At 46.8% G+C, this 25,163-nt stretch carries 24 protein-coding genes, 2 tRNA genes and 1 other annotated feature; of the genes, 2 read left to right on the top strand and 24 right to left on the bottom strand.

Annotated features, from left to right (window positions below; all coding sequences use genetic code 11):
* Positions 1-108: 108 nt before the first annotated feature.
* Positions 109-600, top strand: a complete 492-nt coding sequence (locus ABK447_RS06500) for a hypothetical protein (protein WP_015240316.1) — start codon at positions 109-111, stop codon at positions 598-600.
* Between the two features lie 32 nt (positions 601-632).
* Here the strand turns inward: ABK447_RS06500 and yihA are convergent, their stop codons facing one another.
* The 13 genes from yihA to ilvB form a co-directional block, all read right to left on the bottom strand.
* Positions 633-1,220, bottom strand: coding sequence for a ribosome biogenesis GTP-binding protein YihA/YsxC (gene yihA / locus ABK447_RS06495; RefSeq protein WP_003152626.1), 588 nt, complete (start codon positions 1,218-1,220; stop codon positions 633-635).
* Positions 1,217-3,541, bottom strand: coding sequence for an endopeptidase La (gene lon / locus ABK447_RS06490; protein ID WP_052827698.1), 2,325 nt, complete (start codon positions 3,539-3,541; stop codon positions 1,217-1,219). Before lon ends, yihA begins: the two co-directional genes overlap by 4 nt.
* A 198-nt stretch (positions 3,542-3,739) precedes the next feature.
* Entirely contained in the window at positions 3,740-5,398 is a 1,659-nt protein-coding gene (lonB, locus tag ABK447_RS06485) for an ATP-dependent protease LonB (protein WP_025285062.1), read from the bottom strand.
* A 150-nt stretch (positions 5,399-5,548) separates the two neighbouring features.
* Positions 5,549-6,811 (bottom strand): ATP-dependent protease ATP-binding subunit ClpX, encoded by a 1,263-nt coding sequence (clpX, locus tag ABK447_RS06480; RefSeq protein ID WP_007408149.1) that lies wholly within the window; start codon positions 6,809-6,811, stop codon positions 5,549-5,551.
* Between the two features lie 271 nt (positions 6,812-7,082).
* The gene (tig, locus tag ABK447_RS06475) at positions 7,083-8,357 is read right to left on the bottom strand and encodes a trigger factor (RefSeq protein WP_003152618.1); all 1,275 of its coding nucleotides are present in this window, start codon (positions 8,355-8,357) and stop codon (positions 7,083-7,085) included.
* A 216-nt stretch (positions 8,358-8,573) separates the two neighbouring features.
* Complete coding sequence (gene ddcA, locus ABK447_RS06470) at positions 8,574-9,578, bottom strand: DNA damage checkpoint antagonist DdcA (protein ID WP_012118117.1); 1,005 nt, start codon at positions 9,576-9,578, stop codon at positions 8,574-8,576.
* A 117-nt stretch (positions 9,579-9,695) separates the two neighbouring features.
* The gene (gene leuD, locus ABK447_RS06465; protein WP_007408146.1) at positions 9,696-10,295 is read right to left on the bottom strand and encodes a 3-isopropylmalate dehydratase small subunit; all 600 of its coding nucleotides are present in this window, start codon (positions 10,293-10,295) and stop codon (positions 9,696-9,698) included.
* Between the two features lie 15 nt (positions 10,296-10,310).
* The gene (gene leuC / locus ABK447_RS06460; protein ID WP_003152606.1) at positions 10,311-11,729 is read right to left on the bottom strand and encodes a 3-isopropylmalate dehydratase large subunit; all 1,419 of its coding nucleotides are present in this window, start codon (positions 11,727-11,729) and stop codon (positions 10,311-10,313) included.
* Positions 11,730-11,778: 49 nt separating this feature from the next.
* Positions 11,779-12,876, bottom strand: a complete 1,098-nt coding sequence (gene leuB / locus ABK447_RS06455; RefSeq protein ID WP_003152604.1) for a 3-isopropylmalate dehydrogenase — start codon at positions 12,874-12,876, stop codon at positions 11,779-11,781.
* A gap of 20 nt (positions 12,877-12,896) precedes the next feature.
* Positions 12,897-14,453, bottom strand: a complete 1,557-nt coding sequence (locus ABK447_RS06450) for a 2-isopropylmalate synthase (RefSeq protein ID WP_094031872.1) — start codon at positions 14,451-14,453, stop codon at positions 12,897-12,899.
* Positions 14,440-15,468, bottom strand: a complete 1,029-nt coding sequence (gene ilvC / locus ABK447_RS06445; RefSeq protein WP_007408142.1) for a ketol-acid reductoisomerase — start codon at positions 15,466-15,468, stop codon at positions 14,440-14,442. Before ilvC ends, ABK447_RS06450 begins: the two co-directional genes overlap by 14 nt.
* Positions 15,469-15,490: 22 nt before the next feature.
* Positions 15,491-16,009, bottom strand: coding sequence for an acetolactate synthase small subunit (gene ilvN / locus ABK447_RS06440; RefSeq protein WP_012118120.1), 519 nt, complete (start codon positions 16,007-16,009; stop codon positions 15,491-15,493).
* Complete coding sequence (gene ilvB / locus ABK447_RS06435) at positions 16,006-17,730, bottom strand: acetolactate synthase large subunit (protein ID WP_032866714.1); 1,725 nt, start codon at positions 17,728-17,730, stop codon at positions 16,006-16,008. Before ilvB ends, ilvN begins: the two co-directional genes overlap by 4 nt.
* Positions 17,731-17,849: 119 nt before the next feature.
* Positions 17,850-18,101 (bottom strand) — a binding site (T-box leader).
* Positions 18,102-18,523: 422 nt separating this feature from the next.
* Between ilvB and ABK447_RS06430 the strand changes: the two genes are divergently transcribed.
* Complete coding sequence (locus ABK447_RS06430) at positions 18,524-18,874, top strand: DNA helicase (RefSeq protein ID WP_164463362.1); 351 nt, start codon at positions 18,524-18,526, stop codon at positions 18,872-18,874.
* 39 nt (positions 18,875-18,913) lie between these two features.
* Here ABK447_RS06430 and ABK447_RS06425 read toward each other — a convergent pair whose 3' ends face one another.
* The 11 genes from ABK447_RS06425 to ABK447_RS06375 all read right to left on the bottom strand — a co-directional run bounded on the left by ABK447_RS06425 (position 18,914) and on the right by ABK447_RS06375 (position 25,141).
* Positions 18,914-19,099, bottom strand: a complete 186-nt coding sequence (locus tag ABK447_RS06425) for a hypothetical protein (RefSeq protein WP_007408136.1) — start codon at positions 19,097-19,099, stop codon at positions 18,914-18,916.
* A gap of 249 nt (positions 19,100-19,348) precedes the next feature.
* Positions 19,349-19,422, bottom strand: a tRNA-Arg gene (locus ABK447_RS06420).
* Positions 19,423-19,546: 124 nt separating this feature from the next.
* A tRNA-Arg gene (locus ABK447_RS06415) sits at positions 19,547-19,620 on the bottom strand.
* A gap of 113 nt (positions 19,621-19,733) precedes the next feature.
* On the bottom strand, positions 19,734-20,243 hold the full coding sequence (locus ABK447_RS06410; protein WP_015240324.1) for a YfcE family phosphodiesterase: 510 nt from the start codon (positions 20,241-20,243) through the stop codon (positions 19,734-19,736).
* 15 nt (positions 20,244-20,258) lie between these two features.
* A complete protein-coding gene (locus ABK447_RS06405; RefSeq protein WP_087920775.1) occupies positions 20,259-20,855 on the bottom strand; it encodes an XTP/dITP diphosphatase in 597 nt (198 codons plus the stop codon).
* A gap of 11 nt (positions 20,856-20,866) precedes the next feature.
* Entirely contained in the window at positions 20,867-21,604 is a 738-nt protein-coding gene (rph, locus tag ABK447_RS06400; protein WP_007612934.1) for a ribonuclease PH, read from the bottom strand.
* Between the two features lie 109 nt (positions 21,605-21,713).
* Positions 21,714-22,799, bottom strand: coding sequence for a GerMN domain-containing protein (locus tag ABK447_RS06395; protein ID WP_007408133.1), 1,086 nt, complete (start codon positions 22,797-22,799; stop codon positions 21,714-21,716).
* Between the two features lie 106 nt (positions 22,800-22,905).
* Positions 22,906-23,724 carry a glutamate racemase gene (gene racE / locus ABK447_RS06390; protein WP_012118125.1) on the bottom strand — a complete coding sequence of 273 codons (819 nt, stop codon included), beginning with the start codon at positions 23,722-23,724 and terminating at the stop codon, positions 22,906-22,908.
* Between the two features lie 7 nt (positions 23,725-23,731).
* The gene (locus ABK447_RS06385; RefSeq protein ID WP_003152580.1) at positions 23,732-24,172 is read right to left on the bottom strand and encodes a MarR family winged helix-turn-helix transcriptional regulator; all 441 of its coding nucleotides are present in this window, start codon (positions 24,170-24,172) and stop codon (positions 23,732-23,734) included.
* Between the two features lie 186 nt (positions 24,173-24,358).
* Positions 24,359-24,583 carry a spore germination transcription factor GerE gene (gene gerE / locus ABK447_RS06380; RefSeq protein ID WP_003152579.1) on the bottom strand — a complete coding sequence of 75 codons (225 nt, stop codon included), beginning with the start codon at positions 24,581-24,583 and terminating at the stop codon, positions 24,359-24,361.
* A 120-nt stretch (positions 24,584-24,703) separates the two neighbouring features.
* Positions 24,704-25,141 (bottom strand): thioesterase family protein, encoded by a 438-nt coding sequence (locus ABK447_RS06375; RefSeq protein WP_012118126.1) that lies wholly within the window; start codon positions 25,139-25,141, stop codon positions 24,704-24,706.
* Between the last annotated feature and the right edge of the window lie 22 nt (positions 25,142-25,163).

The raw sequence follows: 25,163 nt of genomic DNA, 5'->3' as shown, positions 1-25,163 counted from the left end.
CTTCGGGAAAATGTGAACAGATTTCAAAAATGTTATGCTATAGTATAAAAAGCTCGTTTCCACTGTAATCATCATACTAAAAATCCTTTACTGCGGGTAGGTGACAGGATGAAAAAAACATCAATTTTATTACCGGGACTTCTGCTTGCCGCTTCATTATTCGCATGGCTTCAGAGCGGACAGGTTCACCTGTTTGCGAATCAGGGGGAATGGCCGGTGCTCCTTATGCTTTTGGGCGCCGTACTCTTGTACCAGGGCAAAAAGGAAGCGGCCGGGCCTCACGTCCTGATCGGCATGCTTCTTTTCGGCATAGGTTTACACTTTTTCGCCAAACCTGAGCTCTCATGGTGGCCGGGAGATTTTGAAATGATTCTTTTCGTCTTCGGATTCTCCTTATTTGCGGCAGCCAGAAAAGAATATGTATACGAAGCGGTTGCCATGATTGGTTTTTCCCTCTTTTTATACTTCTTTAAACAAATTACGGCGTGGCTGGAGTCCGTCCATATTCCGACGGAACACTTCAAAACATACTGGCCGTATGTTTTCATCGGAATCAGCCTTTTATTATTGTTTATCAAGCGGAACAAAACTATACGATAAAACCCAAAACGCACTGCGTTTTGGGTTTTTCATTACCGGCTGATCATTTTTTTAATGGCTCCCCATGCTTCATCTTTGCCTTTTTTCGTTTCAGAGGAAAATAAAATCAGCTCGTCTTCAGGATCCATATCAAGCGTCTGTTTGACAACCTTTAAGTGCTTGTCCCATTTTCCTTTTGGAATCTTATCCGCTTTTGTCGCGATAACGATGACAGGAATGCCGTAATACTTCAGGAATTCATACATGTTCACGTCTTCAGCAGACGGCGCGTGCCTGAGGTCGACAATCTGCACGCAGGCTTTCAGCTCTTCGCGGGTCGTCATATAGGTTTCAATCATTCTCCCCCATGCTTCCCGCTCGCTTTTGGAAACTTTCGCAAATCCGTACCCGGGAACGTCGACAAAATGCAATTCATCATTGATGATGTAAAAGTTTAGGGTCTGTGTTTTCCCCGGTTTTGATGACGTTCTGGCCAAGTTTTTCCGATTGATTAATGAATTGATAAAAGATGACTTTCCTACATTTGATCTTCCCGCCAGCGCGATTTCCGGAAGCCCCCCATCAGGGTACTGTTCGGGTTTGACCGCGCTGATCACGATTTCTGACTTTGTGACTTTCATTTCTTCTCTCCTACTAAGGCATGTTCCAAAACGTCATCCAGGTGAGAAACGAATATAAACTTCAGTCCTTCTCTGACGCTTTCTGGAATATCCTCTATATCTTTTTCGTTATCTTTAGGCGCAATAATAGTGGTCAGGCCCGCTCTGTGCGCGCCGAGCGCCTTTTCTTTCAGTCCGCCGATCGGAAGCACGCGGCCCCGCAGCGTAATTTCTCCCGTCATACCGACTTCGCGTTTTACCGCACGGTCCGTTAATGCTGAAACGAGCGCCGTGGCCATCGTAATTCCGGCAGAAGGGCCGTCTTTCGGCACCGCTCCTTCAGGGACATGGATATGAATGTCATACTTCTCATGGAATTTCGGGTCGATTCCGAACTGTTCCGCTTTCGAGCGGACATAACTGAAAGCGGCCTGTGCTGATTCCCGCATGACATCTCCAAGCTTCCCGGTCAGAATCAGCTTTCCTTTTCCCGGTGACAATGACACTTCGATTGACAGCGTATCTCCGCCCACCGTCGTATACGCAAGCCCCGTGACAACCCCGATTTGATCTTCGGTTTCCGCCTGTCCGTATCTGAATATCCGTTTTCCGAGATAGTCGGCCAGATTTTTCTCTGTAACGGTAATGCGTTTTCTCTCCTCAGACACAATGGCTTTTGCAGCCTTTCGGCAAATGGCGGCAATCTGGCGTTCAAGCGTTCTCACGCCGGCTTCCCTCGTGTAGTAGCGGATGATGTCCGTAATCGCCTGGTCCCGAATCTGCAGGCTGCTCTTTGTGAGCCCGTGCTCTTTGATTTGTTTCGGAAGCAGGTGGTCCTTCACGATCTCCAGCTTTTCGTTTTCAGTGTAGCCTGACAGGCTGATAATCTCCATTCTGTCTCTGAGAGGGCCCGGGATGGAAGCAAGGTTATTCGCAGTCGCGATAAACAGCACTTTCGATAAATCGAACGTCTCTTCAATATAGTGGTCGCTGAATGTGCTGTTTTGTTCCGGATCCAGCACCTCAAGCATCGCTGAAGACGGATCGCCTCTGAAATCAGACGACATTTTGTCGATCTCATCCAGGAGAAAAACCGGATTTTGTTTGCCGGCTTTTTTCATCCCCTGTATAATACGGCCCGGCATCGCTCCGACGTATGTACGCCGATGCCCGCGGATTTCAGACTCATCGCGCACTCCGCCCAGTGAAATTCTCACAAAACGGCGCCCCATGCTCGTACTGATTGATTTTGCAAGAGATGTTTTACCGACTCCCGGAGGTCCGGCCAGACAAAGAATCGGCCCTTTCAGCGTTTTCGTCAGCTGTTTCACGGCCAAATACTCCAAAATCCGCTCTTTCACTTTCTCTAAGCCGTGGTGCTCTTTATCTAAGATTTCCCCGGCTTTTTTAATATCAAGTTTATCTTCTGTTTCATCCGACCACGGAAGGGCGATGAGCCAGTCAATATAGTTGCGGATAACAGAGCTTTCCGCTGAGCTTGACGGCACTTTTTCGTAACGGCTTAATTCCTTAAGCGCCGTTTCTTTGACACGCTCAGGCATGCCTGCTTCTTCTATCTTTTCCGTGAGCGACTGAACTTCGCCGGTTTTTCCTTCTTTGTCGCCAAGCTCCTTCTGAATGGCTTTCATCTGTTCACGCAAGTAGTATTCCTTTTGAGTGCGTTCCATCGAACGTTTGACGCGCTGACCGATTTTTTTCTCAATCTCCAGCACTTCTTTTTCATTATGAATGGAACGGATGACCTTATTCAGACGTTCTTTAATATCCGCCGTTTCTAAAATGTCCTGCTTGTCCTTTAATTTCAGCGGGAGATGAGAAGCGACGATATCCGCCATTCTGCCGGGCTCTTCAATATCAGTCACAGCCGCATACGTTTCTGCGGAGATTTTTTTAGAAATTTTTATGTACTGGTCAAAATGGTCCAGCAGCGTCCGCATAAGCGCTTCGTCTTCCACGTCTTTTGAATCATCCTCATGCATCAGCTGTATATCGACCGAAGTATAATCTTCGAGCTCGGTGTATTCAAGGATCTGCGCCCGCTGAATTCCTTCTACAAGCACTCTGATCGTACCGTTGGGCAGCTTCAGCATCTGTTTAATTTTTGTATAAGTGCCGACGGCGAAAATATCCTCTTCACCCGGTTCGTCTATCGAAATATCCTGCTGAGTGGCTAAAAAAATCATATGATCATGCATCATTGCCTGTTCAAGAGCCTGAACCGACTTGTCACGGCCTACATCTAAATGTAAAACCATTGTCGGGTATACCAATAAGCCTCTTAAAGGGAGGAGCGGGATGCTGCGTTTTGTATCTTCTGCCATGTGACTGACACCTCCGTGACTTTAGTATGAACCATTATAATACAACTTTTTCATCGTTGTACAATTCCGGGATCGGGCAAAACCGGCTTATCCGCCTGCCCTGTATATAAAACAGTCTCTTCGTAGTATACCCTTTCTTTCTGTTCTGAAAAAGGAAAAGATGTCCTCCATAAAAAAACCCCATTATAAAAATGGGGTTTATACGGATTCTTTATTCATTTGGATATCAAACGGTTTTTGTTCTGAAGGAGGGTCAACCAATATGACGTCCAGCACTTCCTGGAACGTTTTTACCGCTTTAATGGTGATTCCGTCTATTCGTTTCAGAATGGACTGCTGATTTTCATATGGGATAATGACCGTTTTTGCTCCGGCCTGTTTTGCGGCTTTAATTTTCGGAATGACGCCGCCGATCGGTTTGACAAGCCCCGTCAGGCTGATTTCTCCCGTCATCGCCACCGTATGGTCGATCGGGATGCGGTGAATCGCGGAAAAAATCCCCGCGGCCATCGCGATACCTGCTGAAGGTCCGTCAATCGGGCCTCCGCCCGGAAAATTGACGTGAATGTCATAGTCTGAAGGTTTGATGCCCATTGTGCGCAGAACCGTCAGAACATTTTCTACAGATCCCTTCGCCATACTTTTGCGGCGGATCGACTTCGATTGGCTGCCGATGCTTTCTTCCTCTGCAATTCCCGTGATATTCAGGCTTCCTTTGTCCTGCGCAGGTGTGACATTCACTTCGATTTCCAGCAATGCGCCGCTGTTCGGCCCGTAGACGGCAAGTCCGTTCACGATGCCGACTTGCGGTTCATCGGCGATTTTCTGCTCATTTTTAGGTGTAAGCTGACTGGAATGAACAACCCATTCTATATCTTCTGTCGTAATTTCTTTTCTGTCCTCAGTCACCGCCATGCCGGCGGCGATCTGGATCATATTGACGGCTTCACGTCCGTTTCTCGTATATGTGGTCAGCACATTGAGAGCTTCGTCAGAAATCTCTTTCTGAATTTTGTCGGCTGCTTTTTTCGCAACGATTTTAAGTTCATCCTTTTCCAGCTCGCGGAAAAATACTTCAAGACAGCGCGAACGGATGGCCGGCGGAATTTCATTCGGCATTCTCGTTGTCGCTCCGATCAAACGGAAATCTGCCGGAAGCCCATTTTGAAAAATATCATGAATGTGATTCGGTATTTGCGTATTTTCTTCACTGTAATACGCACTGTCTAAAAATACTTTTCGATCTTCAAGCACCTTCAGCATTTTATTCATCTGAATCGGGTGAAGCTCGCCGATTTCATCAATAAACAATACCCCGCCGTGAGCATGGGTCACAGCCCCCTGTTTTGGCTGCGGAATGCCTGCTTGGCCCATCGCACCCGCTCCCTGATAAATGGGATCATGCACTGAACCGATAAGCGGATCGGCAATCCCCCGTTCATCAAACCGCGCGGTCGTCGCATCAAGTTCAACAAAAACAGCCTGCTTTTGAAACGGTGACTGTTTATGTTTTTTCGCTTCTTCCAATACCAGCCGCGCCGCAGCCGTTTTACCGACTCCCGGAGGACCGTAAATAATGACGTGCTGCGGGTTCGGTCCGCAAAGCGCTGCTTTTAACGCTTTAATTCCGTCTTCCTGGCCGACAATGTCCTGAAAGCTTTTCGGCCGCACCTTTTCTGATAAAGGTTCTGATAAACTGATGGCGCGCATTTTGCGCAGCTGTTCCATTTCTTTTTTTGATTCTTTATCTATCGTCACTTTTTGTGTACGCTGGTTTTTGAGCAGATTCCAAAAATATAATCCGATGACTATCCCGAAAAACAGCTGTACAAATAATGCGATCCCTGTCCAACTCATGCTGGTCCCTCCTGAAAAAACGATTTATGTATCCAATTCATTCCTCTGTCCGCTAGTATCTCCCAGCAAAGCCCGGAATAAACATTTTCAGAAGGGTCAGGACAAGAAAAAAAACCTCCTGATCAATTCGAGTCAGGAGGTTTTGTCATGTTATGCTGATGTTTTATCTTGGCCGACAACTGTGCCGTCTTTTAATACAAGACGCGGTGCTTCACCGTCTGCGACTGTCGCTCCGGTAATGACACATTTTTCAATATCATCGCGGGACGGCAGATCAAACATGACGTCAAGCATGATGCCTTCAATGATAGAACGCAGGCCGCGTGCGCCTGTTTTACGCTCGATCGCTTTTTTCGCAATTTCAGATAATGCCTCGTCTTCAAATTCAAGCTCGACATCATCAAGTTCTAACATTTTCTTGTATTGTTTGACGAGTGCGTTTTTCGGTTTAGTCAGAATTTCAACCAGTGCCGTTTCGTCAAGCTGCTCAAGGCTTGCAATGACAGGAAGACGGCCGATGAATTCAGGAATCAGACCGAAACGGAGCAAGTCTTCAGGAAGAACTTTAGAAAGCAGTTCTTCTTTTTCCAGGTCTGCCGCTTTATTATCAGAGCCGAAGCCGATGACTTTTTGTCCGAGACGGCGTTTGATGATTTGTTCGATGCCGTCAAATGCACCGCCGCAAATGAACAGGATGTTCGTCGTATCGATCTGGATGAATTCCTGATGAGGATGTTTGCGTCCTCCTTGAGGCGGCACGCTTGCAACCGTTCCTTCAAGAATTTTCAGCAGCGCCTGCTGAACGCCTTCGCCTGATACGTCGCGTGTAATGGACGGGTTTTCAGATTTTCGCGCTACTTTATCGATTTCATCGATATAAATAATGCCTTTTTCTGCTTTTTCCACATCATAGTCTGCTGCCTGAATCAGCTTGAGGAGGATGTTTTCCACGTCCTCACCGACATATCCGGCTTCAGTCAGAGATGTAGCGTCCGCGATCGCAAACGGCACGTTCAGAATACGCGCAAGCGTCTGGGCAAGAAGTGTTTTCCCGCTTCCAGTCGGTCCGATTAAAGAAATATTACTTTTAGAAAGCTCGACATCATCCACTTTACTGTTGGAATTGATGCGTTTGTAATGGTTGTATACCGCAACCGCAAGTGATTTCTTCGCCTGATCCTGTCCGATGACATATTCATTCAGAATCTCACGGATTTCCTGCGGCTTCGGAACGTCTTTAAATTCGACTTCTTCTTCTGTACCAAGCTCTTCCTCTACGATTTCTGTACAGAGCTCAATACATTCGTCGCATATATATACACCCGGTCCTGCAACCAGCTTACGAACCTGATCTTGCGTTTTTCCGCAGAACGAGCATTTCAATTGTCCTTTTTCCTCGTTGAATTTAAACATTCTTTCACCCCTTAATCTTGTCTCACTTTTTCTTTTACCTGAAGGGCAAAAGAAAACGGTTCTTGCTACGATCGAGTATGTATTGCATTTTACCATACTTTCCAGTAAGACGGTAACAATGTGTTTCGCACTTGCACATTCTATATGTATGACGAAAAACAGCCCGGCAATGACTATCTTGCCCCAAGAAAAAGAGTTATATCATAATTGTACAAAACAAGGCACGAATTAATCGCGCCCTGTTTTATTATGTCTATTATTATGAACCATATTAACGGTTTTCTACAAGAAAATCAATTGCTTTTCGAACTTTTAAATCTTCTTTCATCGCGTCAGTTGAACCGATTGCCTGCTTAATGTTTTCAACCGGCATGTTGTAAGCTTCAGCCATTTTAGTCAGCTCAGCTTCAACTTCTTCGTCTGTTACTTCAAGGTTTTCAGCTTGAGCGATCGCTTCAAGAGTCAGGTTTGATTTTACGCGTTTTGCGGCATCTTCTTTCATTTGCTCTTTTAACGCGTTTTCGTCTTGGCCTGAGAATTGAGTGTAAAGCTCAAGGTTCATGCCTTGCATTTGCAGACGCTGTTCGAATTCTTTCAGCATGCGGTCAAGCTCAGTGTCGATCATCGCTTGAGGAACATCAGCTTCAGCGTTTTCAGATGCTTTCAGAACAAGCTCTTCACGCAATTTAGCGTCAGCTTCGTTTTCTTTTGCTTCTTCAAGGCGTTTTTTTGTTTTCTCAGTTAATTCAGCAAGCGTTTCAACTTCTTCGTCAATGTCTTTTGCGAATTCGTCGTTAAGCTCAGGAAGCTCTTTCGCTTTGATTTCATGAATTTTCACTTTGAAAACAGCTGGTTTTCCGGCAAGCTCTTCAGCGTGGTACTCTTCAGGGAATGTTACTTCAACATCCTTTTCAGCGCCTGCTTCAAGGCCTGTTAACTGCTCTTCGAAGCCCGGGATGAATGAACCTGATCCTACTTCAAGTGAGTAGTTCTCAGCTTTTCCGCCTTCAAACGCTTCGCCGTCAACGAAACCTTCGAAGTCAAGAACGACTGTATCGCCGTTTTCAACAGCGCCTTCTTCTTTCACGACAAGCTCAGCCTGACGCTCTTGAAGCGCTTTAAGTTCGTTTTGTACATCTTCGTCAGTAACGGCAGTGTCATCTTTTTCGATTCCTAAGCCTTTGTAGTCGCCAAGTTTCACTTCCGGTTTTACAGTCACTTTTGCAGTGAAAATCAAGCTTTCGCCTTTTTCGATTTTTTCAACATCGATTTCAGGGCGGTCTACAGGTTCAATGCCGGCTTCTTCAACCGCTTTAGGGTATTCTACAGGAAGTAAAATATCTAAAGCATCCTGGTAAAGAGCTTCAACGCCGAAACGCTGTTCGAATAAACCGCGGGGAACTTTCCCTTTGCGGAATCCAGGAATAGAAACCTGTTTTACTACTTTTTTAAATGCATCATCAAGAGCTGTTTTGAACGTATCCGCATCAACTTCAACCGTTAATACGCCTTCGTTGCCTTCTTGTTTTTCCCATTTTACAGACATGTGTTTCCCTCCAAAAATCTATTCAGGTTGTGTCGGTCTTCCATTCTAAAGCAATCCGCGGCTTTGTCAAAGAAAAAACCGCTTTGAATCAGAATCATTATGTAATGAACTGGCAGCCTGTCCAACCGTAATTCTCATTTCAGTTAAACCGCTATACATAAATACAACCACTATATTATAACATAACGCCTACCGCTTTCAACTATATGGTGTGATTTACAAATAAGAAATTTCTTCAATATCCTTAATCATCGTGCAGGCTTCTTCAAGTTCGCGGCTGTCAAACTCGTACATCATATGAAGTTCCTCCGGCTCAATGTCAATGCCGTGCATCTCGTAACCGACCTTATGAAGCGCCGCCGCCCATAAATCTGCGTTCAAAAACTTCGGCATAAAAGGGTGCAGGACGTACAGATGCCTTCTCCACAGCTCCTCGACGGCAGCGTATAATGTAGGGTTTTCATTGCCGAGCGTTTCATCAAGCACCCGGAGAACGCGATGCAAAATCGGAGCCGCATCAGGCTGAACCGTTTCACTCGGAACCGCGGTCATTGAATCGCCGAATTTTGTAATATGGACCGGCTTGCTGTAGTCGTGCTCCGCCATCAGCGTCAAAATCATCGTTTTGATAAGCGGATGTGCGCCCGGATCTTGAAGAATCGTTTTTAAGAGACCCGTGTATTTTGCAATATTGCGGTCTTTGAGAGAATGAATCAGATTCATTTGTTCAGCGGGGCTGTTCAGCACTTTTTCCGCATCAAGAATGTCCTCGTATTCCTCCTCCCACGCTTCATCCTGCTGGTCGGGATCGGTCATTTTGCGGCTGAATTCGAGCAGCCGGTAGAATTGCTCCGCACTTTCTGCGGGCAGCTGGTTTTCTTCCAGCACAGCTTCAATTGTGCTTTTGACTTCTTCATATTGTTTCAGCTGAATTAAAATGGTCATGTACACCTGCAGTACGGTGAAATAATGGCCGTACCCTTCATTCAGCATTTTCTCGCAAACTTGTTTTGCTTCTTCCAATTCCCCGAGTTCCAGAAAACAAATCGCCATGCCTAAATGTACGTCGGACTCGGTATCGCCGTGGCTTACCGCCTCTGAGAACAGTTCGAGGGCCTCCTGATACTGTTTATCCTTCATGGCGGCCATCCCTTTATCAACCAAGCGTTCTTTCAAACGGGGGAAAGGAATGATATCAGCTTTTTTCTTGTCATGCGTCATACTTTATTTCCTTTCAGGCGCTATTTTTTTCAAGTGTATCAACACGCGTCAGGAAACACAAGAAAGGATGGTGCGCACGGTAAAAAAAGCCGCCGGACAGATGCCGGTCGGCTTTTTTCAGGCTTGAAGCCATGAACTTCTTTTCGATTCAAACTGCTGTATGTCGTCTTCCAGCAGAAGCGTTAATGAAATTTCATCATAGCCGTTTATCAGCATTTCCTTCCAGTGAGGATCGACTTCAAATGAAATCTCTTTTCCTTCACTGTCGTGAATGAGCTGGTTTTCCAAGTCAACCGTCATGTTAAGAGACTGATTTTCATATTGACCGGCGAGTTTTTTCCACTGATCATACGGCATACGGATGGGAAGCATACCGTTTTTAAAACAGTTTTGATGAAAAATATCGGCAAATGACGGAGCAATGATGATTTTGAAGCCGTAATCATCCAGCGCCCAAGGAGCGTGCTCACGGGATGATCCGCAGCCGAAATTCTCTCCGGCAATTAATATGGACGCGCCTTCATAGACTTTGCGGTTTAATTCAAATTCAGGATCAGGCTCACCGTTCTCAAGGTATCTCCAATCAAAAAACGCGAATCTGCCGTATCCTGTTCTTTCAATTCTTTTCAAAAACTGTTTCGGAATAATCTGGTCCGTATCGACGTTGATCCGGTTTAAGACGGCCGCTTTTCCCGTATGTGTTTTTAAAGGTTCCATCTTTTCGCGCACTCCTTACACAACTGTTTTTTCTTGATAAAACTTTCTTACATCGACGAAATGCCCGTGAATGGCCGCCATTGCCGCCATCGCCGGACTGACAAGGTGTGTTCTCGCGCCTTTTCCCTGTCTGCCTTCGAAGTTGCGGTTGGAAGTGGAAGCGCATCGTTCCCCTTCAGGCACGACATCATTGTTCATACTGAGGCACATGCTGCAGCCTGATTCTCTCCATTCAAATCCGGCCTCGAGAAACACGCGGTGCAGCCCTTCTTCTTCGGCCTGCTGTTTCACGCTTTGAGAACCCGGCACCACAATAGCTCTGACGCTGTCGGCGACTTTTCGGCCTTTGATCATATCCGCAGCCTGGCGAAGATCGGTCATCCGCGAATTTGTACAGGAGCCGATAAACACATGCTCGACTTTAATATCTTCAATTTTTTGATTCGGTGCGATTCCCATGTATTCGTACGCGCGGATGGCTTCTTTTTTACCGTCTTCAGAATCAATCGTTTCCGGAGCCGGTATTTGGGCATCGACCGGAAGAACCATGCCGGGATTGACGCCCCATGTTACCATTGGAGAAATCTCGCTGCCGTCTAACACGATGGAATGATCGTATACGGCGCCCGGATCAGTTTTTAACGCTTTCCATTCTGCGGCGGCTTTTTCAAATTCCTCGCCTTTTGGCGCGTATTTACGGTTTTTACAATATTCAATCGTCGTGTCATCCGGAGCGATCAGTCCCGCCCGTGCTCCCGCTTCTATCGACATATTGCAGACGGTCATGCGTTCGTCCATAGACATGTTTCTGAATACTTCCCCGGTGTATTCAATGACATATCCGGTACCGAATTTCACCCCATATTTTCCGATGACCGACAAGATGACATCCTTCGCGGTCACTCCTTTTTGGAGCGTTCCGTCAACGCGGATTTCAAGCGTTTTCGGCCGCTGCTGCCATAGTGTCTGAGTGGAAAGAACATGTTCCACCTCACTTGTGCCGATACCGAAGGCAAGCGCTCCGAATGCGCCGTGAGTCGATGTATGGCTGTCTCCGCAAACGATCGTTTTTCCCGGAAGTGTCAGACCAAGCTCAGGCCCGACCACGTGAACGATTCCCTGATCTGCGCTGTGAAGATCCGCAAGACGGACGCCAAACTCCTCACAATTCCGTTCAAGCGCGGTTACTTGGCGCTTTGCGACTTCATCTTTAATGTCAAAACGGTTGACGGTCGGAATATTGTGGTCCATCGTTGCGAATGTGTTCTGCGGCCGTCTGACCTTTCTTCCCTTCTGCCTTAACCCTTCGAACGCCTGAGGAGACGTCACCTCATGAATGAGGTGCAGATCAATATAGAGAAGGTCGGGTTTTCCTTCACCGCTTTTTACAACATGCCGATCCCAAATCTTTTCGATGATTGTTCGAGGCATCATCTTTGTTTCCTCCCTCTACCTATGAACTAAGACCGCTTTCTTTAAAGCGTCACACTATAGATTTTGTATTCGAGCCGGCTAATGCGGCTTTTACTTTTTCAGTAATGTCATGCGTTCCGGCATATTGGCCGTCCCGGGCGATATCACGTGTACGGCTGCCGTCTGCAAGCACCTTTGCGACCGCCTTTTCCACCGCCTGCGCTTCGTTTTCAAGCCCGAAAGATGTTCTCAAAAGCATCGCCGCAGATAAAATCGCCGCAAACGGATTGGCCATCCCTTTACCGGCGATGTCAGGCGCAGATCCATGCACGGGTTCAAACAAGTGAAGACCTGAACTTGATAAACTGGCTGACGGCAGCATGCCGAGCGAGCCTGTCAGCATGGAGGCTTCATCGCTTAAAATATCGCCGAACATATTCTCAGTTACGATGACGTCAAATTGGCTCGGAGCGTAGATGAGCTGCATCGCGGCATTATCGACAAGCATATGTTCAAGCGTCACATCAGGAAATTCTTTTGCGATTTCATCCGCTGTTTCACGCCACAGCCTGCTTGAAGAAAGCACATTCGCCTTATCAACGGACGTCACTTTTCCTTTTCTGCCGGCAGCCATCTTAAAGGCTTCTCTGACAACGCGTGCGATTTCTTCTTTCTTATAAAAAAGGGTATCGACCGCTTCCTTTTCTCCCGCTTCATTGACATACTGTCTGCTCGGTTCTCCGAAGTAGAGGCCGCCCGTCAGTTCCCTGACGATTACAAAGTCGACGCCGCTGATATATTCTTTTTTCAGCGGAGACGCCTCAGACAAGCTTTCAAATACGGTCACGGGACGCAGATTGGCAAACAGGCCGAGTTTTTTTCTGATGCCGAGCAGGCCTTTTTCCGGTCTGAGCTCCGGAGGATTTTGGTCCCATTTCGGCCCGCCGACTGCCCCGAGCAGGATGGCGTCGGATCTTTCACAAAGAGCCACCGTCTCCTCAGGAAGGGGGTTTTGATGGGCGTCAATAGCCGCTCCCCCGATCAGTCCGTTTTCAAATTCAAATTCATGTCCGAATTGTTCGGCAACGCTTTTCAATACATCTGCCGCTGATTCCGCCACTTCCGGTCCGATTCCGTCACCGGGAAGCAAAGCAATGCGTTTTTTCAAATCAAACGTTCTCCTTTCTATTACGAGCCGACCGCAGTCTGTCTCTTTAATCCGTCTAAATTGCAATCCAGCACCAGCTGCCGGTTCACGGCGTTCAGATAAGCTTTAGCAGAAGCTTCCAGAACATCCTGCGCGATTCCCCGCCCTGATGTTTCTTTTCCGTTCACGGTCACTCTGACAAAAACTTGAGCCAGCGCGTCTTCGCCTTTCCGGTTGGATTGGATGCGGTAGTCTGTCAGTTCAATATTTTTATCGATGCAGCGCCCGAGCGTATTATAAACGGCTTCTACGCTGCCCGCCCCCGTTGCCGCCTCTTGAATCAGCTGTTCGTTTTCCTGATTTTTCAAAGAGACTGTTGCAGTCGGCACCTGAGACGTCCCGTAATGCACTTGCAGAGACAAAAATTCATAGCCGATTTTTTTGTCTGTCACTTTTTCTTCTAAAATAAGAGAAATCAAGTCATCATCGGTGATTTCTTTTTTCTTTTCGGTCAGTTCTTTAAACATCGTAAAAAATTTATTGATTTCCTCACTATCAAACTGGAATCCAAGCGTATTCAGGCGGTCTTTGAACGCGTGGCGCCCGGAATGCTTTCCGAGTACGAGCGCATCAGCAGTCACGCCGACAAGTTCCGGTGAAATGATTTCATATGTTGATTTTTCTTTCAGGAAACCGTCTTGGTGAATGCCGGACTCATGTGCGAAAGCGTTATCTCCGACGATTGCTTTGTTGCGGGGAACGGCCATACCCGTCAGTTTGCTGACAAGATCACTCGTCCGCTTCAATTCATGAAGATTGAGAGATGAATCGGCTTGATGCGCGTCATTTCTGACATGAAGCGCAACGGCGATTTCCTCTAGCGCGGCGTTCCCGGCTCTTTCTCCTATGCCGTTAATGGCGCATTCAATTTGATCAGCGCCGTTCTCAATTGCCGAAAGCGAGTTGGCAACCGCCATTCCGAGATCATCGTGGCAATGGGCTGAAAGCTTTACCCGGCTGATATTCGGAACGTGTTCCTTCATATATTTAAAGATGTTTCCGTATTCATCCGGCGTCAGGTAACCTACAGTGTCCGGCAGGTTGATGACGCTCGCGCCGGCATCAATCACTTCTTCAACGATTTCAGCCAGAAACGGAAGTTCGGTGCGGCATGCGTCTTCTGCTGACCATTGAACGATCGGAAAGCGTTCTTTTGCATACTTCACCATTTCAACCGCTTTTTCCTTAACCTCTTCCCGCGTCATTTTCAGCTTATGCTTCAGATGAATGTCAGAAGTGGCGATAAAGATGTGAATCCGCGGGCTGGCCCCGTCTTTCAGCGCTTCCCAGGCTGCGTCGATGTCACCTTTGACAGATCGGGCAAGCCCTGTTACCGAACAATTTTTAATCGTTCTTGCGATTTCCTGCACGGCTAAAAAATCACCTCGGGATGAAGCGGGAAATCCCGCTTCAATAATGTCCACCCCGAGTCTTTCAAGCTGCTTGGCTATCGCCAGTTTCTCCCGGGAATTGAGGTTGACCCCGGGGGATTGTTCACCGTCACGAAGGGTCGTGTCGAAAACATTAATTTTGCGCAACGGAGACCACCGCTTCCTTCTTTTTGCCTTGTTTGACAAACGGCATCATTTCACGGAGCTGTCTGCCGACCTTTTCAATCTGATGCTCGTTTTCGCTTGCATTGATCGCATTGAAGCGAGGACGGTTCACTTGGTTTTCCACGATCCATTCTTTCGCGAATGTACCGTTTTGAATATCCGTTAATACTTGTTTCATCGATTCTTTTACCTTTGCATCGACTACGCGCGGCCCTGAGACAAAATCTCCCCATTGAGCCGTATCAGAGATAGAGTATCTCATGCCCGCCAATCCTTCTTCATACATCAAGTCTACGATCAGCTTCAGTTCGTGCAGACACTCGAAGTATGCGAGTTCAGGCTGGTAGCCGGCTTCTGTCAGCGTTTCAAAACCCGCTTTGACAAGCGCCGTTAAACCTCCGCACAGAACAGCCTGCTCACCGAACAAATCCGTTTCCGTTTCTTCCTTAAATGTTGTTTCAAGAACGCCCGCACGCGCTCCGCCGATTCCTTTTGCATAAGCAAGAGCCGTATCTTTCGCTTCGCCTGATACATCCTGGTAGATGGCAAACAATGCCGGTACGCCTGCGCCTTGTTCATATGTTCTTCTGACAAGGTGTCCCGGCCCTTTAGGAGCGACAAGGAAGACATCTACATCAGCTGGAGGCACGATCTGATGGAAATGGACGTTAAATCCGTGTGCGAATACCAATGATTTGCCCGCCGTCAATTCATCTTTGATTTCAGCTTCATATACTTTTTGCTGCTGTTCATCCGGAAGAAGAACCATAATGATATCAGCCTGGGCAGCCGCTTCTCTTACCGAAAAGACTTGATGACCGTCTTCTTGGGCCTGTGTAAATGATTTGCCTTGTCTGACGCCGACAATGACATCAATTCCGCTTTCTTTTAAGTTCAGCGCGTGTGCATGACCTTGTGAACCGTAACCGATAATCGCTACTTTTTTACCCGCCAATACGTTCTCTTTGATATCACCGTTATAATATACTTTTACCATTTTAATCTCTCCCTTTTTTGTGTTATACAATTGAAATTGTTTTATTGGATGACGTCTTCTGCTGGGTTCCCCTCGCAAAAGCCGTTGTGCCCGTTCTCGCGATTTCTTTAATGCCGTAGGGTTTGAGCAGCTCTATGAGCGCTTCGATTTTATTAGATTCGCCGGTAACCTGAACGACGACGCTGTCTCTTGAGACATCAACGACGGAAGCTCTGAACGGCTCAATGATTCCATTGATTTCCGTTCTGGCCGACGGTGCGGAAACAACTTTGATTAATGCCAGCTCACGCTGTACAATCGATTGGTTTGTAATATCCGTCACTTTCAGGACGTCAATTTGTTTGTTAAGCTGCTTTGTCAGCTGCTCTACGTCATTTTCGCCTTCCACATGGACGACAAATGTAATCCTTGAAACACCGCTTGTTTCCGTGTGGCCTACAGTGATGCTTTCGATATTATAGTGTCTTTTTGTAAACAGGCCGGTGATCCGGTTTAATACTCCCGAGCGGTTGACCACCGTTAATGTGATAATGCGTTTCAAGGTTTCACCCCCACCATTTCATGAAGTCCTTTACCCGGCGCAATCATCGGGAATACTTTCTCGCTTTTGGCGACCCGGACGTCAATAACGGCCGGTTCTTTTGATGAAAGCGCCTTTTTAAGCTCTTCTTCCGCCTCTTCCTCCGATGAAATCCGGACGCCTTTAATGCCGTAGGCTTCTGACAATTTGACAAAGTCAGGCTGCGCCGAGAATTTGGATTCAGAATAGCGCTCTTCATAGAAGATTTCCTGCCACTGTCTGACCATGCCCAGACATTCGTTGTTCAAGATAACCACTTTGACAGGAAGATTCAGCTGCCGGATGACATCTAATTCCTGAAGGGTCATCTGAAAACCGCCGTCTCCGAGGATGGCAACGACCGTGGCGTTACGATCGGCCAGCTGTGCTCCGATAGCCGCCGGAAGGCCGAAGCCCATTGTGCCGAGTCCCCCCGAGGTCACCCACTTATCAGCCTTTCGGAAAGGATAAAACTGAGCTGCCCACATCTGGTGCTGGCCGACATCCGTCGCCACAATCGCCTCTCCGTTTGTGAATTGGTGAATATACTCAATCAGCTTTTGGGGTTTCAAGCCCTCTTCTCTGTTGTCTGTATACCAAAGCGGATATTCTTCTTTCCATTCTGAAAGCTGCTGTTTCCATTCCTCTGTCTGTCCCTGTTTTCCGTTTTGCTTCAATAATTCCTGAAGGACGATTTTACTGTCGCCGACCACTGGAATCTGCGTTTCAATAATTTTTCCGATTTCAGCAGGATCAATATCGATATGCGCTACTTTGGCCGATTTTGCAAAATGCTTCAGATTTCCGGTCACACGATCATCGAACCGCGCTCCGATGCTGATCAACAAATCACAGTGGTAAAGCGCCATATTCGCTGTGTATGTGCCGTGCATCCCCGCCATTCCCAGAAAAAGAGGATGGTCTGCCGGGAAACCGCCCAGACCGAGAAGCGTGTGGGCTACCGGAATTTGCTGCTGTTCGGCATAATTTTTTAAATCTTCTGAAGCTTTACCGTGCAAAACACCCGCTCCGGCTAAAATAACCGGCTTTTTCGCACTGCTGACAGCTTCCACGAGCTTTCTGATCTGCAGATAGTTAGGCTCTTTTACAGGCTGATAACCCGGAAGGCTGATCTCGTGATCATATCTGAACTCTCCTTCAAATGCTGCGACATCCTTCGGTATATCAATTAATACCGGGCCCGGTCTTCCCGTCGTGGCGATATGGAACGCCTCTTTAATCACACGGGGGAGATCTTCCGGACGGCGGACTTGGTAGCTGTGTTTCGTAATCGGCATCGTAATTCCTAAAATGTCGGCTTCCTGGAAAGCGTCGCTGCCGATGACCGAAGTGGCCACCTGACCGGTAAACACTACGAGCGGCAATGAATCTATCATCGCATCGGCAAGACCGGTAACTAAATTTGTCGCTCCGGGTCCGGAGGTAGCAATCACAACCCCCGGCTTTCCGGAGACTCTCGCATACCCTTCTGCCGCATGAATCGCGCCTTGCTCGTGGCGGGGCAGGATGTGAACCAATCCTGATTGATACAGTTTATCGTAAATCGGAAGGACGGCTCCCCCCGGATAGCCGAAGATCATCTCGACATTTTCTTTCTTTAATGATTCAATCAGCATCAGAGCCCCGTTCATTGTTTTTGTACATTCGGCAGACAAAGAATCCGCCTGTACATTTGTACCCATTTTCAGTTCCTCCTTTTCAATGTTCCTTTCTAAAATCCAATTCATAAAACGCAGCGCCGGCTGACGCAAATAAAAAAGCCTTCCCACCCACATTCAGCCAAGCATTTCATGCGATAGCCAAAAGGGGCGAAAAGGCTTTGCTTTCCGCGGTACCACCCTTGTTTACGGTCATATGCAGACCGTCTCATGGATAATGATTATCCGTTTTGATAACGAGTAAACATTGTGTTCACTCGGCCGAGTCCTACTCTTTACATTTCAGACCGGCACTCTGAGGGGAGTTCACTTTGATTTGTTTTACCGGCTCTCAGCGTTACCGGCTCTCTGTGAAAAACTTCAGCAAAGCTACTTATCCTCTTCTGCGCTTTTTATTATGGCAGCTCTTTTATTAAAAAAGAACCTTCACTTGTTTGTTTTTTCAGTGTTTTATGATTTTTCTTTTTAGCGTGAATCATTTATTTATTTTTGTTTGAACTCATATTACGCCCGTTTGCAGACAGTGTCAACAGCATTTTTATAATTATTAGACAATTTAGATTAATCAATCTATTTTGTATACGCTTTCATTACTGGTACAAAGGGATCTGTAAATGTTAAAAGTTTTTATCATTTTTTTATTAATCTCTCAAGATTACATGAAATTTTTCCGTTCATATACGAATATGTCACATTTTATTACACAATTTTTCTCTGTCCTTCCGGCATGCTTGTCAGATATTCCGTTCGATTGAACAGGCTCTTTCTACAGACATACGCATACACTGTTCTTATCTCGTAAGAAATGAGTGATGTCATGAATAAGATGTTATCAGGCATGCAGGGCCTGCCTCCTGGATTTCCGCCTTTACCGGTCTTACCGCCGCAGTCTTACTATCCTCCGGCCCCGATGCATACAGTACCATATCAAGGCGGCCCTTCTTTTCAGCAGGGATTTCCGCAATCCGGATACGGACAGCAGACCCCGCAAAGCACGCTGTCATTCGCCGGGCAGCAATTCGTTCCGTACCCTTATACAACCGGGTACTACGGCCAATCCTTCAGTGACGTCGGCGGAAGCCTCGGCGCCGGGGCGCATCCCGGCGCGCTCGGGGGCGGTTTCAGCGGCCATGCCGGGGGCTTCAGCGCTCCGAGCGGATTCAGATGATACAAAAACCGGCCTCCCACGGCCGGTTTCTTTTCTTATTCACAGAGTATAACGGTCATTCCACTGATTCATTTCCTGCTCCGTATAGTAATCAGCCCTTGAAACCTCAACGATGATTAAACCGCATTGAGTGATTAGAAATTGTTTCAGTTCCTCAAACAGCTCGTCTTTTCCGCAAAAGATCGTTTCTATATTGTGATTTTTATATGCAAATGCGTACTTCAAAAGCTAATTCCTCCTGCTGTCTTTCTATCATTCATTGACAAAATGCATGATAGAAATTAGATAATTTATCACTCAAGGGCGCCTTAAGTATCTTTATACATATATTTATTACGGTAAATATTACATTAAGTTTCATTTATATTAAAATTACTTTACAATTTTCATCAAATACGGAACTTTTGTTTCGTAAAATAAAAATAAAATACAAAAAAACCTCAAACCCATTGTCAGGGCTTGAGGTTTTTTATACGTCCCAGGAGAGATTCGAACTCCCGACCGACGGCTTAGAAGGCCGTTGCTCTATCCGGCTGAGCTACTGGGACATGAAAATCAAATTGTTCTGCTGATCATTTTACCATGATTTCAGCGATTTGACAATATAGTCATCCGATAAAAAAGGCCAGCGGCATCAGTTTTCACTCTGATGTCACCAGCTCTTTTTTTGTACGTCCCAGGAGAGATTCGAACTCCCGACCGACGGCTTAGAAGGCCGTTGCTCTATCCAGCTGAGCTACTGGGACAGCTTTTGCATTATGTATCAGCGACAAGATTTATTATATACAGGTTCAAATCATAAGTCAATATTTTTTTAAAAACTTTTGATGGGGAAGAATGAAATCTCCCCCATCACTTGTTAAAAACTGATTGTAGTCCCCAAATCCTTCAATTCCCGACCCGTTTCGTCGTAAAATGTCACGGCGACTTCTCTTTCTGTAAGAGTAAGAATGGCATAGCTTTTCACATTGCGGACTCTTGGAAGACGGATGCTGCCCGGATTAATCAAAAGCTTGCCCCGAAGCTCTTCACTCCCGGCAATATGTGAATGGCCGAAGCAGACGATATCCGCCCCAAGCTCTTCCGCCCGGTAAAAAACAGTTAAAAGTGACTGTTTAATGCCGTGAAGATGCCCGTGAACGGCCAGAATTTTCTTTGAACCTGCGTCCAGAAGGAGTTCATCCTGAAACCCGCCGCCAAAGTCGCAATTGCCTTTCACCGTGTGATACGGCGTGAGCGCCGGATGTGCGGCGTCAAGCTCTGAATCACCGCAATGAATCATCAGATCCGCTTCGTCTTCGTGCCGCTTTGCAATCGTCTCCAGCTCGTCTTCAAGGCCGTGACTGTCACTTATTATCAGCACTTTCATTGCATACGCTCCCCCTTATGAATCAAGCAGCTTTGACAGTTTCTTGAGCGCCTCAGCCCTGTGACTGATTTTGTTTTTCTCAGCGCTTGTCAGCTGGGCCATGGTTTTATCTTTATCTTTTACAATAAAAATGGGATCATAGCCGAACCCGTTATCTCCCTCGGGTCCTTCCGCAATATACCCTTCAACATGACCTTCGACCGTTTTTGTTTCCTGCCCCGGCATGCTGACGGCAAGGGCGCAGCGGAAACGGGCCGTGCGCTGCTCTTTTTCGATGCCTTTTAATTCTGACAGCACCTTGTCCATGTTCGCCTTATCATCTTTTGCTTCTCCGGCATAACGGGCTGAATAAACGCCCGGTCTGCCTCCAAGGTTGTCCACTGATAAACCGGAGTCGTCTGCAATGACCATTTTGTTGACGGCTTTTGCCACGGCTTCCGCTTTTAAGATGGCGTTTTCTTCAAAGGTATGTCCGGTTTCTTCAATTTCTTCCGTAAATCCGATTTCCGCCAAAGAAGAGACGCTGTAGCCTTTCGGTTCGAGAATTTCCTTGAATTCTTTCACTTTTCCCTGATTGTGTGTCGCAATAATGGCTTCTTTCACGGTGATCAGGCCTCTCTTTCTTATTTCAGTTCAGGCAATGTTTCTCCCAGCACTTCTTTTTGCTTTTGAATAAGCGTCTGGATTCCTTTTTCGGCAAGACTTAACAGTCCGTTTAAATCTTCACGGGAGAATGTGGCTTCTTCGCCCGTCCCTTGAAGCTCTACAAAACGTCCGCTTCCCGTCATGATGATATTCATGTCGACTTCAGCCGCCGAATCCTCTTCATAATTCAGATCCAAAAGAAGGCCTTCTTCTTTATCCATCCCGACAGAAATGGCCGCGAGATAATCTGTCACAGGAGAGGTTTTGATAACGCCGCTTTTTACGAGTTTGCCGATCGCAATGGCCATTGCCAAGAAGGCGCCGGTAATGGAAGCCGTTCTTGTTCCGCCGTCAGCTTGAATGACGTCACAGTCGATCCAGATCGTCCGTTCGCCGAGCTTCTCCAAATCAACGACGGCCCGGAGCGCGCGCCCGATCAGCCGCTGAATTTCCATCGTTCTGCCGGAGACCTTTCCTTTTGAAGATTCTCTTATCGTTCTTTGATTCGTCGCGCGGGGAAGCATGCTGTATTCCGCTGTGATCCAGCCTTTTCCTCCGCCGCGTAAAAATGGCGGCACCCGGTCTTCCACAGATGCATTACAGATGACCTTCGTATTTCCCGCTGTAATTAAAACAGAGCCTTCCGGGTGAGTGATAAAATCCAAATCAAATGTGATAGGGCGCAGCTCATCGTGCTGTCTTCCGTCGTGTCTCATATTTTACCTCCGATTATATGTACATAAACCTTTTGTTCCGGATTGTGAATAAAGAAAGAGGCAGCCGGAACGCTAACCTCTTTTTTACTAGTATATCAAAAATCGCAAATTAAAAACTACCCGTATTCACTTGTGACGGCCTCGAAACAGGTTTTGAAAGGGATTCTCCTTTTTCATTCACCAGTTCTGATTTTCCGTTTACTTTTATAGAAACACTTTTAATCGACGGCTGTTCGGTTAATGTGAGAACGATGCTGTCCAGTACGCCCGATGATACCATTTTTGTTTTTTCGTCGGCGCTTCCGTAAATGGAGCTGTTAAAGTCCAGTGTAACTTGGCCGTCTTTTACTTTCGGCTTGCCGAGAAGCTTAACATCGTTATTAAAGTCCGTCAAAAGCCCGCTTGCTTTGCCCGGTCCGTCGGCGAGCTGTTCAACGGCAGCGGTGATGTCATTTGTTTCCGAATTGTCAATCCGCTTTGTGACAGGCACGTAGTATTCGCTCGTCTCTGTTTCCGCCAGATAATAGACAGTCAGCGGATGGGTGTCTGTCAGATCATTCACTCCGGCCGTTTCAATATTAATCCCGTCTTTTCTGCTTAAATCGCCCGTAATCGGCGTGCCGCCCACAGGCATTTCTTTCAGTTCGTGCCCGTTGATTCTGATTTTGACTTTATCTATTGAGCTGAATTGGGTAAGCGTCCATGTAATCGATTGCAGGATTTTTTGTTCGTCTTCTTTTTTATAGTTTTTAAATTCCTTCGAAAAATCAGCGACGGCAGTGCCGTCTTTTTTAATATCGACATTTACCGTCGTATCCGCAGGGAGCACCGCTCTGAAGCCGTTCGGCAGGATTTCTGACACAGGCCCTCCCTGAACCAAATACTCAAGGGCCTGCTTTGCGGTTCCCTCACTGTTCGGAAGAGGCAGTGTCTGTGCTGCGACATAGCCGTTTTTATCAATCAGATACAGCTCTCGCATGACTGTATTGGCCGGCTGGTCGGCTTTAGAAGTGCCGTTTTTCTCTGACTGCTTTGGTTTTGCCTGAATTCCCGCTTCATCCTTTACATATGAAATGTCTTGAGGCGGGTCAATTTCCCCGGCTGTTTTATCGGATTGAAACAAACCGCATCCAGATAACACAAAAGCCGAAGTAAGACATGTTGCAGCAATGACTGCAGGTCCTTTTTTCAGCATACTTTTCCCTCCTAAGGCTGTTTGTACTATGATGTATACGAGCCCTGTCCGGGAAATAGACCGGGAAGCGCAAAAAAACCCGCCGTAAACAGCGGGTTTTTTTGATTTATTTTCTGACCGGCTCTTGAAGGGAGATGCACTCGACATGGCCGATTTCGTGGCCGAACCAGTCTTCGGCAATTTTTGCGAAGCCGTTCCGCTCTCCCGTTGTAAGAAATTGATGCTCCGGTGCATGTTTCGATTGGTTTAACAAACCTTTATAAGACAAGATGGTGCTCACTTCTCTCGCCGTCTCGTCTCCGGAGGAAATGATTTTCACATGCTCTCCCATATAGTTCTGAATCGGATCTTTTAAAATCGGATAATGCGTACATCCTAAAATCAAGGTGTCAATTGATGTACCTTTTAAAGGCTCAAGCGATGCTTCAACCGCTTCCTCCGCTGATTCCTGAAGAAACCGTCCGCTTTCCACAAACGGCACGAGCAGCGGACAAGCCGTGTTCTCAACTTGAAGTTCTGCGTTTAACCCGAGCAGCGCCTGCTCATACGCTCTGCTTTTAATGGTATTGACCGTGCCGATGACGCCGATATGCTGGTTTTTCGTGACCTTTATCGCCGTTCTCGCACCCGGCTGAATGACGCCGACAACCGGAATATCCGTTTTGCGCTGAATATCCTCCAAGGCAATGGCCGTGGCCGTATTGCAGGCGATCACGAGCATTTTGATATGGTGGTTTTCCAGCAGGTAATCGGTCATTTCCCACGTGTATTGAAGAACTTCTTCTTCAGGACGCGGGCCGTACGGGCAGCGTTTTGTATCTCCCACATAGATGATATTTTCCTTCGGTAGCTGTCTCATGATTTCCTTAGCAACGGTTAACCCGCCAACCCCGGAATCAATGACTCCTATCGGCTGTTCCAACAAAATCGCCTCATTTTCTTTTCATTTCATGCTGCAGTTTCAATAATGATTTTTCGAAAGCGGCTGTTTCTTCTTCGGAAAATGTCGCAAACATATCCCGCAAATAAGCCTGTCTTTTCAAAATCACTTCTTGGATAATGCGCTCTCCTTCAGCGAGAAGATGAATTCTGACGACCCGTCTGTCAGCCGGGTCTTTCACCCGCTCGACAAGCTTATTTTTTTCCATGCGGTCTATCAGATCCGTCGTCGTGCTGCAAGCCAAATACATTTTGCCTGATAATTCGCCTATTGTCATATCCCCCAATTCATAAAGCCATTGAAGCCCCACGAATTGCGGCGGTGTAATTGCATATTGGTTAAGGATTTCTCTTCCTTTTTGTTTAATGATCGCAGCGATATGGCGGAGTGATTTTTCGATATCCGCAACATGCTCTACAGATTTTGATGTCATTTGTCCATCCCTCACTCAAGGATCTTTCTGGGCTATGCGCTCCGTGTCTATTTTCCTTCTTTTTTTAAGAAAATGCAAGACTGACGGAGAAAAAGGAAAAACCGGGATTTTCACCGCATGCCCATCAGCCCGGGCGCCAACGCAAATAACCGGCTCCTTCTCGAAAAGAAGGAAAACCGGCAAGAATCAGAGCTCTAGCTCACCCATTCTAAGAAGCTCGACAACAGCTTGCGAACGCCCTTTCACACCTAACTTCTGCATGGCATTTGAAATGTGATTCCGTACAGTTTTTTCACTGATAAATAGCTCGCTTGCAATTTCCTTTGTTGTCTTGTCTTGAACGAGCAATTCGAATACTTCTCTTTCTCTTTTGGTCAGCAGCGGCTTTGATTGAAAATCTTTCTCCTTCAAGTATTGTAACCCTCCTTGCTAAGGTGAGAGCGAATCTGAAACGAATGGGTTTATATAGTCAAGATATCATATGTAAAGGGCGCTTCGGAGGTGACGTCTCTTAGAGAAATAGTTATCCGTTCAGGCGAGCAGAATGCCTTTCTCCCGCTCCGTCCAGCTGACCGCTTTGCCGCTTTTCTTCGACACTTGAACCATAACGACGGAACCTGTAAAGCACGGCAGGCCCGACTCATTTTCTCCAAGGTAATGAAGGGTGACGGACGCATTTCCGGCAGCGCTTGCTTTCACATAAATCCGCAGATTTTCATACGGCATCACCTGACGCATATAGTCGCACTGCTGGCTTGCGACGACCGTCATCGTTTCCGAGTTTTGCGCCGTTATGCCTCGCTGTTTGAAATAAGCGATCCGCGCTTCTTCAAAATAGATGAAAGGGGTTACATTATTCATATGGCCGAACATATCCGTTTCTGAAAAACGAACCGATACTTCAGTAAAGAAAGAAAACGACTGTCTCCATTCTTCAAACGGGATATCAATATATTGCGGCTGTTTCATCACCTTCAGCTCCTTATAAAAA

Source organism: Bacillus sp. hwrm1 (assembly GCF_040207805.1).
GTDB classification, from domain to species: domain Bacteria; phylum Bacillota; class Bacilli; order Bacillales; family Bacillaceae; genus Bacillus; species Bacillus velezensis.
The sequence above is the reverse complement of the archived record's forward strand: the minus strand, read 5'-3'. Positions and strand labels throughout refer to the sequence as shown.